This is a genomic window from Olivibacter sp. EAT-5 (assembly GCF_044784325.1).
In the GTDB taxonomy this organism is placed as follows: Bacteria; Bacteroidota; Bacteroidia; order Sphingobacteriales; family Sphingobacteriaceae; genus Olivibacter; species Olivibacter oleidegradans.
Genome location: NZ_CP173028.1, coordinates 4,155,178 through 4,175,869, shown reverse-complemented (window position 1 = coordinate 4,175,869; position 20,692 = coordinate 4,155,178). Strand labels below are relative to the sequence as shown.

The 20,692-nt window shown below is 40.0% G+C and carries 17 protein-coding genes and 1 tRNA gene; 7 read left to right on the top strand and 11 right to left on the bottom strand.

Annotation, left to right across the window (positions count from 1 at the left end; all coding sequences use genetic code 11):
- Positions 1–118 precede the first annotated feature (118 nt).
- A complete protein-coding gene (locus tag ACH11B_RS17275) occupies positions 119–1,489 on the bottom strand; it encodes a dipeptidase (protein ID WP_013666368.1) in 1,371 nt (456 codons plus the stop codon).
- A 428-nt stretch (positions 1,490–1,917) separates the two neighbouring features.
- Here ACH11B_RS17275 and ACH11B_RS17270 point away from each other — a divergent pair, with 428 nt between their 5' ends.
- On the top strand, positions 1,918–3,120 hold the full coding sequence (locus ACH11B_RS17270) for an MFS transporter (protein ID WP_130857403.1): 1,203 nt from the start codon (positions 1,918–1,920) through the stop codon (positions 3,118–3,120).
- Between the two features lie 42 nt (positions 3,121–3,162).
- Here the strand turns inward: ACH11B_RS17270 and trpA are convergent, their stop codons facing one another.
- The 6 genes from trpA to recR form a co-directional block, all read right to left on the bottom strand.
- Positions 3,163–3,948, bottom strand: coding sequence for a tryptophan synthase subunit alpha (trpA, locus tag ACH11B_RS17265; RefSeq protein WP_377609315.1), 786 nt, complete (start codon positions 3,946–3,948; stop codon positions 3,163–3,165).
- Between the two features lie 23 nt (positions 3,949–3,971).
- The gene (gene trpB / locus ACH11B_RS17260; protein ID WP_130857402.1) at positions 3,972–5,156 is read right to left on the bottom strand and encodes a tryptophan synthase subunit beta; all 1,185 of its coding nucleotides are present in this window, start codon (positions 5,154–5,156) and stop codon (positions 3,972–3,974) included.
- A 145-nt stretch (positions 5,157–5,301) separates the two neighbouring features.
- Positions 5,302–5,898 (bottom strand): phosphoribosylanthranilate isomerase, encoded by a 597-nt coding sequence (locus tag ACH11B_RS17255; RefSeq protein WP_242627323.1) that lies wholly within the window; start codon positions 5,896–5,898, stop codon positions 5,302–5,304.
- A gap of 28 nt (positions 5,899–5,926) precedes the next feature.
- Entirely contained in the window at positions 5,927–6,931 is a 1,005-nt protein-coding gene (trpD, locus tag ACH11B_RS17250) for an anthranilate phosphoribosyltransferase (protein WP_130857401.1), read from the bottom strand.
- Between the two features lie 292 nt (positions 6,932–7,223).
- Positions 7,224–8,039, bottom strand: a complete 816-nt coding sequence (locus ACH11B_RS17245; RefSeq protein ID WP_013666361.1) for an SDR family oxidoreductase — start codon at positions 8,037–8,039, stop codon at positions 7,224–7,226.
- Positions 8,040–8,104: 65 nt separating this feature from the next.
- Complete coding sequence (recR, locus tag ACH11B_RS17240) at positions 8,105–8,719, bottom strand: recombination mediator RecR (RefSeq protein ID WP_013666360.1); 615 nt, start codon at positions 8,717–8,719, stop codon at positions 8,105–8,107.
- Between the two features lie 126 nt (positions 8,720–8,845).
- On the opposite strand from recR, the gene ACH11B_RS17235 reads away from it, so the two are divergent.
- The 6 genes from ACH11B_RS17235 (at position 8,846) to ACH11B_RS17210 (ending at position 14,642) form a co-directional block, all read left to right on the top strand.
- Complete coding sequence (locus ACH11B_RS17235; protein WP_041388330.1) at positions 8,846–9,550, top strand: TIGR00730 family Rossman fold protein; 705 nt, start codon at positions 8,846–8,848, stop codon at positions 9,548–9,550.
- Between the two features lie 101 nt (positions 9,551–9,651).
- A complete protein-coding gene (lgt, locus tag ACH11B_RS17230; RefSeq protein WP_242627321.1) occupies positions 9,652–10,518 on the top strand; it encodes a prolipoprotein diacylglyceryl transferase in 867 nt (288 codons plus the stop codon).
- 34 nt (positions 10,519–10,552) lie between these two features.
- Positions 10,553–11,005, top strand: coding sequence for a Fur family transcriptional regulator (locus tag ACH11B_RS17225; protein ID WP_013666357.1), 453 nt, complete (start codon positions 10,553–10,555; stop codon positions 11,003–11,005).
- Positions 11,006–11,107: 102 nt separating this feature from the next.
- Entirely contained in the window at positions 11,108–13,243 is a 2,136-nt protein-coding gene (gene rnr, locus ACH11B_RS17220) for a ribonuclease R (RefSeq protein WP_377609317.1), read from the top strand.
- 84 nt (positions 13,244–13,327) lie between these two features.
- Complete coding sequence (locus ACH11B_RS17215; protein WP_377609319.1) at positions 13,328–14,302, top strand: polyprenyl synthetase family protein; 975 nt, start codon at positions 13,328–13,330, stop codon at positions 14,300–14,302.
- A 252-nt stretch (positions 14,303–14,554) separates the two neighbouring features.
- Positions 14,555–14,642: transfer RNA gene (locus tag ACH11B_RS17210), tRNA-Ser, on the top strand.
- Positions 14,643–15,241: 599 nt separating this feature from the next.
- Here the strand turns inward: ACH11B_RS17210 and ACH11B_RS17205 are convergent.
- The 4 genes from ACH11B_RS17205 to pnp form a co-directional block, all read right to left on the bottom strand.
- Entirely contained in the window at positions 15,242–16,189 is a 948-nt protein-coding gene (locus ACH11B_RS17205) for a D-2-hydroxyacid dehydrogenase (protein WP_013666354.1), read from the bottom strand.
- A 157-nt stretch (positions 16,190–16,346) separates the two neighbouring features.
- Positions 16,347–17,414, bottom strand: a complete 1,068-nt coding sequence (gene serC, locus ACH11B_RS17200; protein WP_013666353.1) for a 3-phosphoserine/phosphohydroxythreonine transaminase — start codon at positions 17,412–17,414, stop codon at positions 16,347–16,349.
- Between the two features lie 354 nt (positions 17,415–17,768).
- Positions 17,769–18,440: a ribulose-phosphate 3-epimerase gene (rpe, locus tag ACH11B_RS17195; RefSeq protein WP_013666352.1), complete on the bottom strand. Its 672-nt coding sequence runs from the start codon at positions 18,438–18,440 to the stop codon at positions 17,769–17,771.
- Between the two features lie 95 nt (positions 18,441–18,535).
- On the bottom strand, positions 18,536–20,689 hold the full coding sequence (pnp, locus tag ACH11B_RS17190) for a polyribonucleotide nucleotidyltransferase (RefSeq protein ID WP_041388329.1): 2,154 nt from the start codon (positions 20,687–20,689) through the stop codon (positions 18,536–18,538).
- Positions 20,690–20,692: the final 3 nt, after the last annotated feature.

Sequence of the window (20,692 nt, the reverse complement as noted above, 5' to 3'; positions counted from 1 at the left end):
CACAAAGTTAAGCTATTTCAAGCACGATCGCTAACAGAATCGGCTCTTATTAAAAAAGCTGTCCAAAAACCACTTACCATGTGCTTCCAGACAGCTTACTAGACAAAATCAAAATTGATTATTTGCTTAATTCCGCATAATACTTATGAAACAAAGGAATGGTTTCAATACCTTTAAAATAGTTAGCGATATCATACTTTTCATTTGGTGAATGAAGATTATCACTATCTAGTCCAAAGCCCATTAAAACCGTCTTCAATCCTAATTCCTTTTCGAATAAGGCAACAATTGGAATACTGCCACCACCTCTACATGGAATCGGTGCCTTTCCAAAAGCCTCCTCAATTGCTTTTTCGGCAGCTTTGTAGGCCGTACTATCTGTTGGTGTTACAGCCGGTTCTCCACCGTGATGAGGTGTCACTTTCACTTTTACATATTTCGGAGCTAAGCTTTCGAAATGCTTTTGAAATAAACTCGTAATAACAGCAGACTGCTGATTGGGTACCAGTCGCATCGAAATTTTTGCTGATGCCTTTGATGGAAGAACTGTTTTTGCCCCTTCGCCGATATAACCACCCCAGATTCCATTAACTTCCAAAGTAGGGCGAATCCCCGTGCGTTCAATACTTGTATAACCTTTTTCACCCCATAGCTCCTCAACTCCAAGATCTTTTTTATATTCATCTTCATTAAAAGGAGCTTGGTTTAGTGCTTCTCGTTCTTCCGCACTTAATTCAATGACATCGTCATAAAACCCGGGAATGGTAATATGGTTATTCTCGTCATGAAGTGAAGCGATCATTTTTGCTAAGATGGTCGCCGGATTTGCCACAGCTCCACCATAAACGCCGGAATGAAGATCTCTATTGGGACCTACCACTTCTACTTCTAAATAGGAAAGTCCTCTTAAGCCGGTTTCGAGTGATGGGGTTTCCAAACTGATCATGGCGGTATCCGATATTAGGATAACATCAGCGGCTAATTTTTCTCTATTTGCTTTAACAAAAACGTCTAAATTTTCAGATCCTACCTCTTCTTCTCCTTCGATCATAAACTTGATATTACAAGGCAGTCCACTCGTTTGTTGCATAACTTCGAAAGCCTTTATATGCATATACATTTGTCCTTTATCATCACAAGCACCACGGGCAAAAATTTTGCCGTCGCGCACGGTAGGTTCAAACGGTGGCGTGTGCCACAATTCCAGTGGTTCCGGTGGTTGCACATCATAATGTCCATATACGAGAACAGTAGGTTTAGTTGGGTCTATAATTTTCTCCCCATAAACAATTGGATTGCCAGCTGTCGGGCAAACTTCTACATTGTCCGCACCGGCAACCTTTAGTTTTTCAGCAATATAATCGGCCGTTTTTAAGACATCGCTTTTATACTTTGAATCGGCACTAACAGATGGAAAGCGTAGCAATTCAAACAATTCATCCAAAAATCGTTGCTTGTTTGCTTCAATATAGTCTTTAATGTGTGACATAATTTATTGTGTTTGTTGCAAACCTACATAAAATCGGTTAAAATCCCATGTAAGCTCACGATGTCTCCATATTAGTTCCGTACTATATTCACACTATATCGGCTATATAGAAATGCAGGAAAACAAGAAGCGAAAGCGGATACATACTAAATGACAGGTGGGCCTGACGTGGAAATAAGGTGGACTTCACGTGGACTTGACGTGGATTCGAAAATTGAGATAGAAGATTTAAGATTAGATCAGGGAGACTAATACGAATCTAAGCCAATTCTATCAATTTACAAAATTCAAAGGATTGGATTTAAAGTATAAATATTTCGTAAACTCATCTTGCTTTTAATTAAGTTTGCATTGTCGCTTCCCAACCCTTAAAAGGGCTAACTCCGAATATTCTTAAGCGTTTTTTATCACAACATATACATATTGTAATGATTCGTTTCTTACAAATTTATTTAGATGCCTACCGTGGTTTATCCCGCCCGGCCTGGATGCTGGCACTTGTCATGTTTATCAATAGAAGTGGAGCCATGGTACTCCCTTTTTTAGGTGTCTATATGACAAACAAGCTCAACTATTCTATAGAAGATGCAGGAATCATTTTAAGTTGTTTTGGTATTGGCGCGGTTAGTGGCTCTTGGCTTGGCGGGTGGCTAACCGATCGTTTTGGGCATTTCAGGATACAAACGTGCAGCTTATTCTTAACCGCTCCACTTTTTTTCATTTTGCCTCAATTACAATCCATGGAATCACTGGCTTTTGGAATTTTCTCATTGAGTCTGATATCAGAGACTTTCCGACCTGCCAATTCAGTATCCATTACCCATTATGCGAAGTCCGAAAACATTACAAAAGCCTTTTCCCTCAATAGAATGGCTATTAATTTAGGTTTTTCAATTGGTCCTGCCCTAGGTGGTTTCCTGGCTTCCGTTTCTTATGATCTTCTATTTTATGGAAATGGCATCACCTGTTTAGTGGCCGGTATTTTGTTTTTCTTTTATTTCAAAGGAAAAAAGGGCCACCAAAAGAAAAGAGAAAATAACATTGAGCATACTTTTCCTCGACGCTCACCTTATCGTGACACACCTTTTATGCTATTTAGCATTCTATGCACGCTTTACGCAATCTGTTTCTTTCAATTGCTTAATACGCTTCCCTTATTCTACCGTTCTGTCTATCAATTGAGCGAATCACAAATTGGACGGATACTCGCTTTTAGCGGTTTAGTGGTTTTTTCCCTGGAAATGCTGGTAGTACATATTGCCGAAAAAAAGCTATCGACCGCAAGCGTTATTATAGTTGGCACATTATTATGCGGCGTATCCTACGTGCTTTTAAATCACCACACCGGCCAGTGGATATTATATTTTTCCATTTTCATTCTTTGCTTATCTGAAATTTTGGCTATTCCTTTTATGGCAACGGTTACTGCCAATAGAAGTGGCAAAAATAATCAGGGAGCGTATATGGGATTAAATGCTTTGGCGTTTTCCGGAGCGCATATTATATCTCCTTACATTGGAACGCATATCGCTGCTACTTATGGTTTCACTGCCTTGTGGTGGGGAACCGGAGCAATGACAGTAATCACAGCTATTGGGTTTTTATGGGTATTCCGGTTAATGAAGCGTTGAAAAGCACAACGCTTCATTGATGTTTGCTACCTCCGCGCTTGACTATACAGCAACATTTCCCTTTATACCTCCTATAAATGAAGAAATCTGTTCTAAATAATCCTTTTGACTGAGCAAACGAACAAAAGCACTGCCCACGATGGCCGCGTCTGCATACTGTAATGCATGATCAAAACTTGCCTGATCAGTAATGCCAAAGCCAACAACCAAGGGATTGCGAAGATTCAAGGCGTCGACGCGTTGAAAATAATGCGCCGTTTGTTCAGATACTACAAGATTTTTACCTGTAGTGGCATATGAAGATACCATGTAGATGAAGCCCGTGCTTAATTCATCGATTTTTCTAATACGCTCTTCCGAGGTTTGTGGTGTAATCAAGAAGATATTACTAATATTATATTTCTTAAAAACTTCTTGATAAAGCTCTTCGTATTCATACATTGGTAAATCGGGAACAATAACCCCATCGACACCCGCTTCCGCGCAAGCCCGACAAAACCTCTCCACTCCATACTGCAACATTGGATTTACATATCCCATTAACAATACCGGAATCTGTACCTCTTTCCTTAACTCTTTTAATTGGTTGAACAAAAGATCAAGTGACATACCATTCTTTAAAGCTTCTTCCGAACTGTGCTGAATTACGGGACCATCAGCCACCGGATCAGAATACGGGAAACCGATCTCTAAAAAATCAACACCGGATGCTTCCAATATTTTAGCTAACGCAATGGTACTATCTATATGCGGATAACCGGCAGTATAATAAATAGAAAGCAATTTTTTATCGCCCTTGTTATCAAATAATTGTTTTATTCTGTTCATTCTAGTGCTTTTTCTATGCTTATCTAAAAATTGAAATATTTCATATAATTGTCCAAATCTTTATCTCCGCGACCCGACAGGCATACAACTACATTATCCGAAGGTTTAAATGACATTTTTTCCAACTGTGCCAAAGCATGAGCACTTTCAATGGCTGGAATAATCCCTTCTAATCTGGTTAATAAGAGTCCCGCTTGCATCGCTTCATCATCCGTTATGCTCACATATTTTGCACGGCCGATTTTATGTAAAAATGCATGCTGAGGACCAATACCCGGATAGTCTAAGCCAGCGGAAATAGAGTAAGGTTCAATCACTTGCCCATCACTAGTCTGCATCAAAATAGTTCGACTACCGTGTAAAACTCCTTCTTTTCCAAGCACGGAAGTTGCTGCCGAGTGGCCGCTATTTACCCCTTTCCCGGCAGCCTCTGCGGCAATCAACTGTACCTGCTCATCGTCTAAAAAATGGTAGAACATTCCCATTGCATTACTTCCTCCACCTACACAGGCAATCGCATAATCAGGTGTTTCCCGACCGGTTTTTTCTAAGAGTTGGCTACGAGTTTCGGCAGAGATGACCGCTTGAAATCTTGCAACCATATCAGGATAAGGATGTGGGCCTACTACAGAGCCAATGATATAGTGCGTGTCTACCGGGTTATTAATCCAATCGCGCATAGCTTCATTTGTAGCGTCCTTCAAGGTTTTACTTCCTGACGTTGCGGGACGGACTTCTGCTCCCATCATTTTCATGCGGGCTACATTAGGCGCTTGCCTATTGATATCTATTTCGCCCATATAAACCACGCACTCAATTCCCATCAGTGCACATACCGTGGCGGTGGCAACACCATGCTGACCCGCTCCGGTTTCAGCGATGATGCGTTTCTTTCCTAAACGCTTTGCCAGCAAAATCTGTCCGATGGTATTATTTACTTTATGAGCACCTGTATGGTTCAAATCTTCTCTCTTCAAAAAGATATTGGCACTGTATTTTTCAGAAAGCCGCTGAGCCAAATAAAGCGGAGAAGGTCTTCCAACGTAATCTTTCAGCAGCTGCTCGAATTCTTTTTTGAAGCCATCTTCGTTCATAATTTCCAAATAACGAAGCCGTAGCTCCTCTATATTCGGGAACATCATTTCCGGGATGTACGCCCCCCCGAAATCCCCATAATATCCTTTTTCATTGACCTGATAACTACTCATTTTATTCTTTCAATTTACATTCTTTTTATACTGTATCCTCTATAAAAATAAGCCCACAATGGTAGAGGGGAACCAATTTGGATTTGTTGGAAGCACTCATCGTAATAAACAACAAGTCTGGTTAAGGTGCATGTACTGCAACATTTTAACAGCGGCTACTAGAGAATATTGATCGCAGTAGCGTTAAATCCTTGAGTCCCGGACTTTCTTCAAATTTTGAATTTACATCAAGGGCATAAAGGCGCGGATCGTTTAAAGATAAGGCGCTCGCGATGTTTTCCGGACCAAGACCACCACTCAAAAAGAAAGGTTTTTCCAGTTTATATTGTTCGATTAGCGACCAGTCGAAAAGTTGTCCTGTTCCTCCGTATCCCTGGCTTTTCGTGTCGAAAAGAAAAAAATCAACTAAAGCTTCGTATGCGTCCAATTGTTGCCAATCAAAATCCTGCGAAATACCGAAGGCCTTAATAATCGGCACGTTTAAATCTTTTAAGGTCTTCACAAAAGCAGGGTTTTCATTTCCATGTAACTGTATAGCCTGCAAGTTGTAACTATTTTTTGCTGCCCTTATCCGATCGGTCGAATCATTGACAAATACACCTACCTTTTTGACCGATGATAAAGCGCTCAAAAATTCAGGTGATAGATCAGCAATATAACGTTTCGATTGCTCATAAAATATAAAACCTAGGTAATCCGGCTTTAACAAAAGGACTTCCTCTATGTTTGCAGGATATTTCATGCCGCAAATTTTCAGCTTAGCTTGCATATTAATAAATTGCTTTTTCTTTTTTAACCAATCGATTAAAGCTAAGGAGCGCCTTTTTTGACAATAAAGATGCCTCTGCTTCATAATAGCAATCGGCAAAAGACTTACTTGGACAAATGGTTTGTATCGCTATAGCCGCATTGCACAACACTACATTTTTTTGCGCAAACGATGCCGTACCATTTAAAACATCCATAAAAATGCGTGCGGCCTCTTCAATCGTTTCTCCTCCATTTATTTCATTGGCTCGTACCTTATCAAATCCAATAGATTCCAAAGACACATACTGTTCTCCCTTGTTTCCAATCACCTTAAAATCGCCCGTCAATGATATCTCGTCGTAACCATCAAAAGCGTGCAGTATTGAATATCTCTTGTTGGTCTTCTGATAAAGATACCCGTAAAGCCTAGCTAATTCCAAGCTAAATACACCAACCGATTGGTAAATTGGTTCTGCTGGATTAACTAGCGGCCCAAGCATATTAAAAAAGGTCTTCACGCCTAGCTCTTTTCGTATAGGAGCCACAGTTTTCATTGCCGGATGAAATAAGGGGGCATGTAAAAAGCAAATGCCGGCTTCGTCCAAGCTTCGATAAATTTCGCCAGGTTCATTTGTAAAACGATAGCCCAAAAATTCCATGACATTAGAGGAGCCGCATCCCGAAGATACTCCATAGTTGCCGTGTTTTGCAACCTGATACCCAGCTCCGGCCACTACGAAGGAAGCAAGCGTTGAAATATTAAAAGTGTTTTTTCCATCTCCCCCCGTTCCGCATAAGTCAATCAGTTTATAGTCTTTAAAATCTATTTTTAGACATAAGTCAAGCATGGCATCCCGGAAACCGGCTAATTCCTCTACCGTAATATTGCGCATACAATATGCCGTCATAAATGCTGCCATTTGTGATGAATTGTATTTACCGGAAGTAATATTGGTTAGTATTTCGTAAGCCTCTTCCTTTGTAAAAGTTTTACTTTCAAACAAATGTGTTAATATTCTTTTCATCTAATGTTAATTTTTATATACTGCACGCCATTTTGACCTTTTTAAAAGATAGTTTCGCGCAATTTTATCTGTGAAGAAACTAATCCAAATCAGTTTGCTTTAAGCCATAAAAAAAGGCTTGCGATATGGCAAGCCTTTTTGTTATTTCTTATTTAGATGCACTACAAAATGGTTTTGCCACGATTATCCCTCGTGCCACCACCAATTTATATGAGCAAATGTTGTATTCATACTTTCTAAAGCAAATATGAATAATTAGATTAATATTTGCAAATATTTTTGGCATTACCCTTTAAGCTTTGATTAGAGGATTCTTTTCTTTTGCAAAAAGAGTAAACACTTTTTTATCCACCCAAGCAGGGAAAAATTTATTCATCCATACAGCAAGCTTTCCTTGAGTTGTCATAATCAAGGTGCGTTTTCTTGCGGCAATTCCATTTGCAATAAGTGTAGCCACTTCCTCGGCGGTCATCATCTTTTCTTCCTCCATACTTGTTTCTCCGAATTGCACGCCATCTTTATTAAGCGCCGTATTTCTAATGTTGGAGGCTGTAAAACCCGGACAAGCAAGCATTACGTGCAACCCGGTTTTTAAATTTTCTACGCGTAACGACTCCATAAAGCCATTCATCGCAAATTTAGAAGCTGAGTAACCCGTGCGTCCCGGTAAACCCCGATAACCGGCTATTGAAGAGACTGCTACAACTGAACCTTTAGATTCTAGCAATGCAGGCAATGCATATTTCGTACAATAAACCGTACCCCAGAAATTTACATTCATTAGATTATGTAACACGGATAAATCCAGGTCCTTGAACAAAGCCCTCATGCTCAATCCGGCATTATTGATCAGGACATCTATTTTTTTAAAGGTTAATAAGGCTTGCGCGACGAGTTGTTTACAAGACTCCTCATTAGCCACATCGCATTGAATAGCAACTACCTGAACATGAAATTCTTTCTCAAGATCTTGCGCAATCTGACATAAGGCAACATATTTTCGAGCAGCCAGCACCAGGTTAGCACCTCGTTTGGCCATTTCTCTCGCTAAAGCCAGTCCAATACCAGATGAGGCGCCGGTTATAATAATCGTTTTATTTGTCATCATTATCGTTATACGGCAGTAGGCACTTTTTTGTAAACTCAGTTTATAATCACGGAAATGACATTATTTTACGCTATACTGCGTTCATAGGGTACTCTGGTAACGATGGATCGACCCAGTGTAACTTCATCAACATATTCCAATTCACCGCCGAAGGATATTCCCCGTGCTATTGTGCTAATTTGAACATTAAAATCCTTCAACTTTTTATAGAGGTAAAAAATCGTCGTGTCCCCTTCCATTGTTGCACTCAGCGCTAGGATGATTTCATGGACATCATTTTCACGTAAACGGTTTATCAGACTATCAATACTCAAATCGGAAGGCCCAACTCCATCCATTGGTGAGATTAGCCCTCCCAAAACATGATACACTCCGTTAAATTGATTCGTATTTTCGATTGCCATTACGTCTCGCGTATCTTCAACCACGCAAATCAATCCCTTATCCCTTTTGGGGGCGTTGCAAATTTCACAGATCGCTTCGTCAGCGATATTATGACAAACAGCGCAATAGCATATTTCTGATTTCAATTTAGTTAACGCGTCACTAAATTTAGTAACATCATCGGCAGGTTGATTTAGCAGGTGCAATACCAAACGCAAAGCTGTCTTTTGTCCTATACCAGGTAAACGACTGAATTCATTAACCGCGTTCTCTAATAGCTTAGAAGAAAAGTTCATAACACAAAGGTAAGCGAAAACTGACAGAAAAGTTCATAGATAAAAAGGTAAAAAATTTCATTACATTAGCAGAAAACAGTTTCTAGCGTATGAAGAGACTATTTATTACTGAAATATAAGCGTATGATAACAAGTGAAGACAAGATAAGAAAAGCGTTTGAGAATAAAACCTGGCAAGAAATTAAGGTAAAAGATTCTTGGCAGATTTTTAAGATTATGGCCGAATTTGTAGAAGGTTTTGAAAAATTAGCAAAAATAGGCCCCTGTGTTTCGATTTTCGGATCCGCTCGCACTTCGAGGGATCATAATGACTATAAAATTGCCGAAGCGTGTGCCCGTTTACTTACAGAAAGAGGTTACGGTGTAATATCCGGTGGTGGCCCAGGTATCATGGAAGCGGCCAACAAAGGTGCTTACGAAGCTGGCGGAAAGTCTGTAGGCCTGAACATTGAACTTCCTTTTGAGCAATTCCACAACAAGTACATTGACCGAGATAAGTTACTGGAATTCAATTATTTTTTTGTAAGGAAAGTTATGTTTATGAAATATTCCCAAGGCTATATTGTGCTACCTGGAGGCTTTGGAACCATGGACGAGTTATTTGAAGCCATTACGTTGATACAAACAGGCAAAATTGCTCGCTTCCCGATTGTTTTGGTTGGTAAATCATACTATGGCGGCTTGTTCAATTGGATAAAAGATAGAATGTTGGAAGAGGGGAAAATCAGTGCGGAAGACCTTAATTTATATCGGTTGGTGGATACGGCTGAAGAAGCTGCGGGCCATATATTCAAATTCTACGACAAGTATTTACTTAAACCTAACTTCTAACGAGCAGCTTATAAGCTTTATATTCGTTGCCTGCCATAATCGGTAACGAATATTGAGTTTCCAAACAAGGAAACAAGGTTGCATATTGAACAATTTTATCTATGTTTGTACATCACATAAACACACAGATCCCTATGTTCGGTTTTTTATCAAGCATACATTGGAATATCGAACCCGAGATTTTCCGCATCGGTGGATTCGGTCTTCGTTATTACACGTTATGCTTTATGTTGGCGTTTTTTTTTAGTTATGTAATATTACTAAGGATTTTCAAAAAAGAGGGAAAGCCACAAGACTTGTTAGATCAGCTGACCATTTATGTGTTTATAGGAACGGTATTAGGAGCTCGTTTAGGCCATTGCTTATTTTATGAATTCGATTACTACAAAAACCATCTACTGGAAATGATACTCCCTATTAGGAATGTAAACGGGCATATTACTTTTACAGGTTTCCAGGGTCTAGCAAGCCATGGCGGGGCTATTGGTATCATAATAGCTTTATTGCTTTATTGCCGCAAAACAAAAATAAATTTCTGGTGGATAGCCGATCGCCTGGTAATCGTTGCTGCGCTTTCGGGCGCCTTTATTCGAACCGGCAATTTTTTCAACTCCGAAATTATTGGAAAACCAAGTCAACTCCCTTGGTCAGTTATTTTTTCGCAGGTCGACAACATTCCTAGACATCCTGCGCAACTTTACGAAGCAATAGGTTATTTAATAATATTTATTTTATTATTAAACTTGTATAAACAAGGGAAACATGTCAAACCTGCTTTTTTGTTTGGCTGTTTCATGGTCTTGGTGTTTGGGCTCCGCTTTATAGTTGAATTCGTCAAAGAAAATCAAGAAGCCTTTGAAAACAGCATGGCATTCAATATGGGACAATTGTTAAGCTTACCTTTTGTGGCTATTGGTTTATATCTCATTTTTAGAAAAAGAGACCAAACAGGCTTAAAGACTAAATAGGTGTTGTTTTTTCTATTATTCAATACAAGCAGTGATGAGAGAAGATAAAATAAAGACGTTTGAAAATATCTTGCGAAAACATGGCCTGAAAGTTACCCACCCGCGGCTATCAGTATTGGAGAAGATTTTCAACAAAGACACCGCGACCTCCCAACCCGATTTGGAAAGATCAATTGGAGAGGATATTGATCGGGTTACGCTTTATCGGGTTTTAAGCGCGTTTGAAGAAAAAGGTATTATTCACAAAATTTTCGATTTACATGGCACAGCCACCTATGCCCTTTGTTCAACACAGTGTAAGAGTCACGAGCATCACGATGAACACGTACATTTCACTTGTTCGAATTGCAATAGTGTGTACTGCTTAGAGGAAATCACGTTGCCAAACATCAGTACGCCATCAGGTTTTACGATAGAGCAGGTGTCGGTTAATGCCATCGGCATATGCAATAAATGCAAAACGTTAAAGGACGCTTCTGACGCCTGAATTTGATATAATTTTAGAACTATCGAGTAGTTCGAATGTTATTGTAATTAATAAGCATAGATTTTACCTTAAGCTAAGGCAATCCTATTTAAAAGCTGTTATATGTCTACAAAAAAAGCAAATGCAATTAAGCAGGTACTTTCCCAACTGATAGCCGATGTGTTCGAAAAGTCAGGAAATAAAGCCTTAAATTATAAACAAGTGTCTGCTAAACTAAATATTGCAGACCCAACTTCAAAAAACACTATATTATCGATCCTTCAAGAAGAGTCGAAATCAAAATCAGGTCTATTTAAAGAAGTTGAAACAGGCAAATTTACCTTGCGGGAGTTGCATACCTTCATCGTTGGCAAAGTAGATATGACAGCCGATGGTTCTGCTTATATTGTTACCGAAGATGAATTCGAAGAGGACATTTTTGTAGCGCCTAGAAAGCTTCGGAATGCACTGCATGGGGATACCGTAAAAGTTTACGTTTATGAAAAAAGTAGAGGCCGCAAAAAAGAAGGCGAAGTTGTAGAAATAATTGAACGATTTAGAAGTGATTTTACCGGTATACTGAGCATATCCAAACGATTTGCTTTCCTAATTGCCGATGACCGAAAAATGCTTCATGATATCTACATTCCTATTGAGGATTTAAATGGAGCGAAAGATCAGGATAAAGTCGTTGTTACTATTACTGATTGGCCGCAGGGCAGCAAAAATCCCGTTGGCCGTGTAAAGCATGTACTAGGGAAGCAAGGGGAAAACAACACTGAAATGAATGCTATCCTTGCTGATTTTGGTTTCCCTTTAGCATTTCCAACAGCGGTAGAGCAAGAAGCAGACAAAATAGAAGAGGTTATTAGTCCAATCGAAATAAGTAGAAGGAAAGATTTCCGAAGCGTTCTAACCTTTACGATCGACCCAGCCGACGCAAAGGATTTTGATGATGCCATTTCTTTCCGAAAAATGCCAGATGGCAATTACGAAGTAGGTGTGCACATTGCCGACGTAACACACTATGTTCAGCCGGACAGCGCCTTAGACAAGGAAGCATACGAAAGAGGAACGTCAGTTTATTTGGTAGATCGTGTGATTCCTATGTTACCCGAAAGGTTATCAAATAATTTGTGTTCATTAAGACCTAACGAAGATAAACTCTGTTTTTCTGCCGTATTTATCATCGATGATCAAGCTCACGTGAAAGAGCAATGGTTCGGAAGAACCATCATTCATTCGGACAGACGCTTTACCTATGAAGAGGCACAAGAGATTATTGAGAACAAGGAAGGCCAGTTTAGCGAAGAGCTTCTGATTCTCAACAAGCTCGCATATATTCTTCGTGATCGTAAATTTAAACAGGGGGCGATCAATTTTGAATCAACTGAAGTTAAATTTAAACTCGATGAAAACGGCAAACCACTAGGTGTTTATACCAAAGAGCGAAAAGACGCCCATAAATTGATTGAGGATTTTATGCTTCTAGCCAACAGAAAAGTGGCGGAATTCATAGGCAAACAAGGCAAAGGAAAGAATAAATTGCCTTTTGTTTATCGGAGTCACGATGCGCCCAATGAAGAAAGTTTGGCATCGTTTGCACAGTTTGCCGCTCGCTTTGGATACAAAGTCAGTACTAAATCAGAAAAAGAGATTGCAAAATCTTTAAATGCGTTAATGCACGACGTTGAAGGTACCAAAGAACAAAATGTCCTTACTACGTTGGCCATCCGATCAATGGCAAAAGCCATTTACACTACAAAAAAGCATAGTCATTACGGACTGGCTTTTGACTATTACACACATTTCACTTCACCTATCAGACGGTATCCGGATGTGATGGTACATCGCTTATTAGCGCACTATCTGGCAGATGGAAAGGCTGTAAATGAAGAAATGTACGAGAAGATGTGTACCCACGCATCACAAATGGAAAAGAAAGCGGCAGATGCAGAGCGCACTTCCGTAAAATATAAACAAGCAGAATTTTTACAGGATCAGATCGGCAGTGTTTATTCCGGCATTATTTCAGGCGTCACAGAGTGGGGAATGTATGTTGAAATCGAAGAAAACAAATGTGAAGGGATGGTGCGACTGCGGGATATTACAGATGATTTTTATTCGCTTGACGAGAAGAATTATGCTATTATTGGCCAGCGCAAAAAGAAACGCTATCAGCTAGGCGATGAGGTACAGATAAAAGTGAAAACGGTCAACTTAGCAAAACGTCAGATTGACTTTACACTCATGAGTTAAGCACAAGTTTCGCTTTTAAGGCAAGGATTTCTTTAATAGTAACACATGAAAGGTGATGTGAACTAATTTTTCTATCTTCGTGTCATGCATTCTATAGCAGCATTACAGACTATTATTGGCGAGGCCTTAACAGAAAGAAATTTTCCAGACAATCCAAATACCCTATACGAACCGATCAAATATTTTTTGGCAATCGGAGGCAAGCGTTTAAGACCGGTTCTCACTTTATTGGCAGCTGAATTATTTGGGGCAACAATAAAAGAAGGCCTTCCAGCGGCCTTGGCTATCGAAATGTTCCATAATTTCACCTTAATGCATGACGACATTATGGATGAAGCCCCACTGCGACGAGGACGGGAGACCATCCACAAAAAGTGGGATATCAATACCGCTATCTTATCCGGGGATGCAACCTTGATTCGGGCATATCAATTGCTTGCTGAGTGCAAACCTGAGTTGCTTGCTGAATTGCTGAAAGTTTTTAACAAAATGGCTCAAGAGGTATGTGAAGGCCAGCAACTGGATATGGATTTTGAAAAACTGGCGACGGTAACCGAAGAAGAATACCTCCATATGATTCGTCTAAAAACGTCCGTATTATTGGGTGCGGCTTTAGAAATTGGGGCCATTCTGGGAGGAGCAGACAAGCAGGATCGATCGAACCTTTACACCTTTGGCGTTAATATAGGAATCGCTTTCCAGCTACAGGACGACATATTGGATGTATATGGAGATCCTAGTAAATTTGGGAAACAGGTTGGGGGTGATATCATTGAAAATAAAAAAACTTATTTACTTATCAATGCGCTACAATTAGCTAAAGGATCAGATAAACAAGAGTTAATCCATTGGACTGAGATTAACGAATTTGATCAGCAACAAAAAATAGATCGTGTAACGGCCATATACAACGATCTTGGCATAGAAAAGTTAGCTCATAAGAAAAAAATGAGTTTTGCTGAGCAAGCCTATCAAGCCTTAGAAGTAATGGCGGTCGCACGTGAGAAAAAACTTTCTTTAATTGAATTTACCGAAACCCTGTTGATTAGGGAGCACTAATAATTTACTTAGAAATTCGTTAAAAATAGGTTAAGCGACCTTTTTGTGAGGTCGTTTCTTTATAAAAAAACGGTAAAAAGATCGGATTTAGACAATCATAGGCCTTATATCAATCTTCCTTTATATGGTTTACTTTTAGGCACGATTTGTTTACATAAAATTAATTTACAAGAAATGAAGGAGTTACTTTAAATGAACGAAAAAAGGTAAAATTAAATTTGTTAAAACGGATGGAGTTTGTACTTTTGTCCCGGAAAGTTGGCAGAGTGGTCGAATGCGGCGGTCTTGAAAACCGTTGTCTGTAACAGGACCGGGGGTTCGAATCCCTCACTTTCCGCCAAAGCAACATCAACCCGGCAACAGCCGGGTTTTGTTGTTAATAGGCTTTTGTGAGCTTGCTCAAACAAAAGCCTATTAACAACAAAGTGTGACGAACGCAGTGAGTCGTTGATGTTGCTTTGAAGCCCTCCTCCCGGGGATCACCGAGCAAAGCGAGGTAATCCCTTTTGTGAGCTTGCTCAAACAAAAGCCTATTAACAACAAAGTGTGACGAACGCAGTGAGTCGTTGATGTTGCTTTGAAGCCCTCCTCCCGGGGATCACCGAGCAAAGCGAGGTAATCCCTTTTGTGAGCTTGCTCAAACAAAAGCCTATTAACAACAAAGTGTGACGAACGCAGTGAGTCGTTGATGTTGCTTTGAATCCCCCCTCCCGGGGATCACCGAGCAAAGCGAGGTAATCCCTTTTGTGAGCTTGCTCAAACAAAAGCCTATTAACAACAAAGTGTGACGAACGCAGTGAGTCGTTGATGTTGCTTTGAATCCCCCCTCCCGGGGATCACCGAGCAAAGCGAGGTAATCCTGGAAGGAAGGCTTCAAACAAAAAAAGGGAAACGTTTTTAGTTTCCCTTCTCATAATTAAGAATGAATGGTTGTTTAAACTACCCTTTAAAATATCCAATTATGATATTGGCCAATTCTTCTCCGATTCTTTCTTGCGCCTCGTTTGTTGCAGCACCAATATGAGGTGTTAGCGATACTCTTGGATGAGTAAGTATTTCTTTTCTTGGCGTCGGCTCGCTATCAAAAACGTCAAGACCTGCAAACGAAACCGTCCCATTATTCAATGCTTCGATTAAAGCTAATTCATCAATCGTACCACCTCTAGAGGCATTAACAATACCTACCCCATTTTTCATCAGGGCAAATTCAGCTGTACCTAAAACCGGCTTATCTAAGAAAGGCACATGCAAGCTAATAAAATCTGCTTGTTTGATCAGTTCATCAGTACTTACCTGTTTTACCGGCACATCAACAGAAATACCACCTGATAACGTTAAAGTTAACGCCTTGGGTATAGCCACAAAATCACTGGCAATAACATTCATACCAACGCCCAGTGCTACTTTTGCAGTTTCCTGACCAATACGGCCAAAACCAATTACACCTAGCGTTTTCCCCTTCAGTTCAACCCCCTTTGCATAAGCCTTTTTTAATCCGGCAAAATTCGTATCTCCTTCTACAGGCATTTTGCGATTAGCATCATACAGAAATCGAACACCATTATAAAGATGTGCGAAGACAAGCTCCGCTACTGATTGTGAAGACGCTGCAGGAGTATTGACAACGGCAATCCCTTTTGATTTTGCATATTCGACATCAATATTATCCATGCCTACACCTCCCCTACCAATCAATCTTAGATTTGGGCAAGCGTCGATTAAATCCTTTCTGACTTTGGTTGCACTTCTAACCGTTATGGCATCATAAGCCTGTAATTTCACAGCTAACTCATCCTGAGGGATATGGTTAGTATCAACAGTAAATCCAGCTTTTTCTAACAATTCCTTTCCTAGTGGATCTATACCGTCGTTTGCTAATAGTTTCATACTATGATATTCTATCTATAAAAATTCATAAAACTCCTGCTGTCCATGTTGACAAACAAGGAAATAATTTAAACATAGCATAGAGAATTCGGCAGCAATTTTATCAAAAAACCTTTATCTATATGCCATTCATCATTAATTCGGGCAGTTATGTTCACTAAGCATTTTTCTCAGCAAACTCTTGCATCAAATCAACTAATGTATTAATACTAGTAATAGTAAGCGCGTTGTAAATAGATGCCCGGAAACCACCTACGCTTCTATGTCCTTTCAACCCGACTAACCCGCGCTCTTCCGTTAGGGCAAGGAATGATTTTTCCAGTTCAGCGTTTTCCATAACAAAAGTAACATTCATTCTTGAGCGATCTTCTAGCTTGGCTGTTCCCTTAAACAATGGATTACGATCGATTTCATCGTACAATGTTCTTGCTTTGATAATATTCTCACGTTCGATTTCCTCTATACCCCCCTTCGCCTTCAGCCAACGGAGATTTAATAAGGAGACATAAATAGCATAAACCGGCGGTGTATTATACATAGATCCGGCTTCTGCATGTTTACGATAATCGAATATTGATGGGATATCCCTACCGGTTTTTCCTAAAATATCGTTTTTAACAATAACGAGCGTCACTCCCGCAGGCCCCATATTCTTCTGTGCCCCTGCATAAATGAGTCCGTAATCAGCAACGTTAATCTTACGACTTAAGATATCGGACGACATGTCACAGACTAATGGAATAGGCGACTGTGGTGCTTCGAAGAGCTCAGTTCCATAAATTGTATTATTAGAAGTATAATGAAAATAAGCCGCATCCGCCGGTATCGTATACTCCTTAGGAACGTAGGTATAATTCGCATCTTTGGACGAAGCGACCACCTCAATAGCTCCGAATTTCTGAGCTTCTTTATAAGCTTTTGACGCCCAGGTTCCTGAGTCTAAATAAGCTGCTTTTCCATTTTGAGGAAGTAAATTCATCGGCACCATTGCGAACTGTTGGCTAGCCCCCCCCTGCAAAAACAACACCGAATACCCATCGGGGACAGATAATAAATCCTTTACTAACGCCTCAGTTTCTTCTATAACGGCTTCAAAGGCTTTGGAACGATGGGAAATTTCTAAAATGGATAAACCGGAATTATTAAAATCAATTATTGCTTGAGAAGCTTCTTGGAAGACCTCTGAAGGAAGTATGCATGGCCCCGCACCAAAATTGTGTTTCATTATTCTTTCTATAGATTTAAAAAATGAGCATTAATTAACAATTTCACTTAAAATAGCTTTTTATACTGGTATAGCAATAAATCATTTTATTCCTCTATAAAAATGCCTTCAATGGCAGAGGAGAATTAAACAGATTCATTTTACATGTCAATGCAGTAGATACTGCATATAAACGAATTCATCTATGTTTGGCAAATGTAAACTTTTTATAAAAAAAATTCAAAGTTTTTGAGGTTTTATTGTCAAAATAATGACAATCTTTTCGTTGGCTTAAATAGATAACAAAATTAAATTCTGTATTTTATCCAAAAACTAAAAAGGGGCCATCGGCCCCCTTTACATTTTGTATTGTCTTTAAACGGCTTTTCTTGTTATCGACACGTCTTTAAGTTGTTTTATGGACGCCATTTGATCATCTGCGCCAAAAACAGTATTACCAGCCACCAATACATTGGCCCCCGCTTGCAATAAAGATAACGAATTTTGATGGTTTACACCGCCATCAATTTCTATTAACAGATTTGGATTTCTATCCTGAGCAAGCAAACGCAATTCGCGAATGCGCCGGTAGGTGCTCTCTATAAATTTTTGCCCCCCGAAACCCGGGTTCACGGACATCATACAGACTAAATCAATATCTTCAACAATATCGCTCAATTGGGCGATCGGTGTGTGAGGATTAATCGCTACCCCTGCCCGACATCCCAATTCTTTAATCTTTTGTATAGTGCGATGCAAATGGATACAGGCTTCAAAATGAACGGAAATGTTGTTCGCGCCAGCCTCCTTAAATTCGTTTAAGTAACGATCCGGATCTACGATCATCAAATGCACATCCAAAGGTTTAAGGGCGTGTTGCTTTACGGCTTTTACAACAGGAAACCCAAAAGAAATATTGGGAACAAATACACCATCCATAATATCTACATGGATCCAATCAGCGTCGCTTTTATTGAGCATTTCAATATCGCGTTGAAGATTAGCAAAATCGGCAGACAAAATTGAAGGAGCTACTAAATGTTTCATTGGTAAAATCTTTTGTGAAGGACCAAAACGGTAGAAAAGCAAAAGCCATTGCTAAATGCTCAAACGCAAAGAAAGCAATGGCTTCTAGTATTTAACTATTGTTCTTGTTTATTTTCCGGTTCCTGCTTTTTTTCGGGACGAGGCAAAAGTGCTTTTCTGGAAAGCTTCAATTTACCTTGTTTATCGATATCTAACAGTTTAACCTTAACAATTTCACCGACTTGAAAAATTCCTTCCATGGTTTCATAACGTTTCCAATCGATCTCAGAAATGTGCAACAATCCATCTTTACCCGGTAAGATTTCGACAAAGGCACCGAAAGGCATAATAGATTTCACTTTGCCTTCGTAAACATCGCCTACTTCCGGTTTTGCTGCAATCGCTTTAATGCGCCTAACAGCGTCATCGATAGAAGTTTTATTGTCTGCAAAGACTTGTACGATGCCCTTACCTTCAATCTCCTCGATCGAAATGGTAGTACCGGTTTCCCTTTGCATTTCCTGGATGATTTTGCCTCCGGGGCCGATAATAGCACCAATAAACTCTTTATCAATTGTTAAGCTCACAATGCGCGGAGCGTGTGGTTTAAAATCTTCACGAGGAGCTTCGATCGTTTTGAGCATCTCGTTTAAGATATGTAAACGTGACTCCTTAGCTTGATATAGTGCTTCTTTTAGAACCTCCCATTTCAGCCCATTGATTTTCAAGTCCATTTGACAAGCAACGATACCTTTGCTAGTTCCAGTGACTTTAAAGTCCATATCTCCCAAATGATCCTCATCACCAAGAATATCACTTAATACCGCATACTTACCTGTTTTTTCATCCGTAATAAGTCCCATCGCGATTCCTGATACAGGCGCTGTGATTTTTACACCTGCATCCATAAGTGCCAATGTTCCGGCGCAAACGGTAGCCATAGAGGACGAACCATTGGATTCCAAAATATCAGAAACAACTCGTATCGTATAAGGATTTTCCTCTTGACTGGGCAGCACTTGTTTTAATGAACGCATCGCCAAGTTACCATGTCCAACCTCTCTACGACCCGGGCCACGATTTGGTCTCACTTCACCGGTGGAAAAACCAGGAAAATTATAGTGTAAAATAAATCGGCTATAGCCATTAATAAATGCACCATCGATCATTTGCTCATCTTCCTTCGCTCCTAGTGTGACTGAAGTAAGCGACTGCGTTTCACCCCGGGTGAAAATTGCCGATCCGTGTGCGGCAGGTAAATAATCGACTTCACTCCAAATAGGTCTCACGGTACGCACATCACGTCCGTCGAGCCGTATACCTTCATTAAGAATGAGGTTTCGCACAGCATCATATTGTACGTCATGGAAATATTTCTTTGCTAAGAATACGGTTTCTTCATCCACATCTTCGCCCAATGTAAGGGCAAAAGCCTCTGCAATGTCAGCAAATTTGGCTGATCGCTCTTTTTTAGACAAACCGGATTTAGCAACGGCATACACACTGTCGTAAGTAGCTGCGTAAACACGTTCTTTTAATTCCGGGTTACTAGGTTCGTGGTTGTAAACCCTTTTCTCAAGTTTACCAACCATTTCTGCCAATTCGAGTTGTGCTTGTACCTGCACTTTAATAGCCTCATGGGCAAAAGCAATGGCTTCCACCATTTCTTCTTCGGAAATCTCCTTAGCCTCGCCTTCTACCATCACAATATCGTTGGCCGAACCTGCAACAATAAACTCAAGCGTAGCTCTCTCCAAGTCACTTAATAATGGATTAATTACGAATTTACCGTCAATTTTTGCTACGCGAACTTCCGAAATGGGCCCGTTAAAAGGAATATCGGAAACAGCTAAAGCTGCGGATGCTGCTAATCCAGCTAATGCATCCGGCATAATATCTTTATCAGCTGATATCAGTGTTATCATAACCTGTGTATCTGCATGATAATCATCAGGGAATAAAGGGCGTAGCGCTCGGTCAACCAAGCGTGAAATTAAAATTTCATAGTCGGATAAGCGTGCTTCTCTTCGCAAAAATCCGCCGGGAATGCGACCGGTTGCCGCATATTTTTCTTGATAATCAACAGATAGAGGAAGAAAATCAGTTCCTGGTTTTGCTTCTTGAGCGGATACCACGGTGGCTAAAAGCATGGTGTTCCCCATCTTAACCACAACAGAACCGTCAGCCTGTTTCGCTAATTTACCGGTTTCAATTTCGATCTGACGGCCATCGCCAATATCGAATGTTTTTTTAATTGCGTTATAACTCATGTT

Excerpts from the sequence above, each read along its gene's own strand:
- trpD (WP_130857401.1), bottom strand. The coding sequence starts at position 6,931 with ATGAAAAGAATATTAACACATTTGTTTGAAAGTAAAACTTTTACAAAG.
- rnr (WP_377609317.1), top strand. The coding sequence starts at position 11,108 with ATGTCTACAAAAAAAGCAAATGCAATTAAGCAGGTACTTTCCCAACTG.
- recR (WP_013666360.1), bottom strand. The coding sequence starts at position 8,719 with ATGAACTTTTCTTCTAAGCTATTAGAGAACGCGGTTAATGAATTCAGT.
- ACH11B_RS17275 (WP_013666368.1), bottom strand. The coding sequence starts at position 1,489 with ATGTCACACATTAAAGACTATATTGAAGCAAACAAGCAACGATTTTTG.
- ACH11B_RS17245 (WP_013666361.1), bottom strand. The coding sequence starts at position 8,039 with ATGATGACAAATAAAACGATTATTATAACCGGCGCCTCATCTGGTATT.
- pnp (WP_041388329.1), bottom strand. The coding sequence starts at position 20,689 with ATGAGTTATAACGCAATTAAAAAAACATTCGATATTGGCGATGGCCGT.
- trpA (WP_377609315.1), bottom strand. The coding sequence starts at position 3,948 with ATGAACAGAATAAAACAATTATTTGATAACAAGGGCGATAAAAAATTG.
- trpB (WP_130857402.1), bottom strand. The coding sequence starts at position 5,156 with ATGAGTAGTTATCAGGTCAATGAAAAAGGATATTATGGGGATTTCGGG.
- ACH11B_RS17215 (WP_377609319.1), top strand. The coding sequence starts at position 13,328 with ATGCATTCTATAGCAGCATTACAGACTATTATTGGCGAGGCCTTAACA.
- rpe (WP_013666352.1), bottom strand. The coding sequence starts at position 18,440 with ATGAAACATTTAGTAGCTCCTTCAATTTTGTCTGCCGATTTTGCTAAT.
- ACH11B_RS17270 (WP_130857403.1), top strand. The coding sequence starts at position 1,918 with ATGATTCGTTTCTTACAAATTTATTTAGATGCCTACCGTGGTTTATCC.
- ACH11B_RS17205 (WP_013666354.1), bottom strand. The coding sequence starts at position 16,189 with ATGAAACTATTAGCAAACGACGGTATAGATCCACTAGGAAAGGAATTG.
- ACH11B_RS17225 (WP_013666357.1), top strand. The coding sequence starts at position 10,553 with ATGAGAGAAGATAAAATAAAGACGTTTGAAAATATCTTGCGAAAACAT.
- serC (WP_013666353.1), bottom strand. The coding sequence starts at position 17,414 with ATGAAACACAATTTTGGTGCGGGGCCATGCATACTTCCTTCAGAGGTC.
- ACH11B_RS17255 (WP_242627323.1), bottom strand. The coding sequence starts at position 5,898 with ATGAAATATCCTGCAAACATAGAGGAAGTCCTTTTGTTAAAGCCGGAT.
- lgt (WP_242627321.1), top strand. The coding sequence starts at position 9,652 with ATGTTTGTACATCACATAAACACACAGATCCCTATGTTCGGTTTTTTA.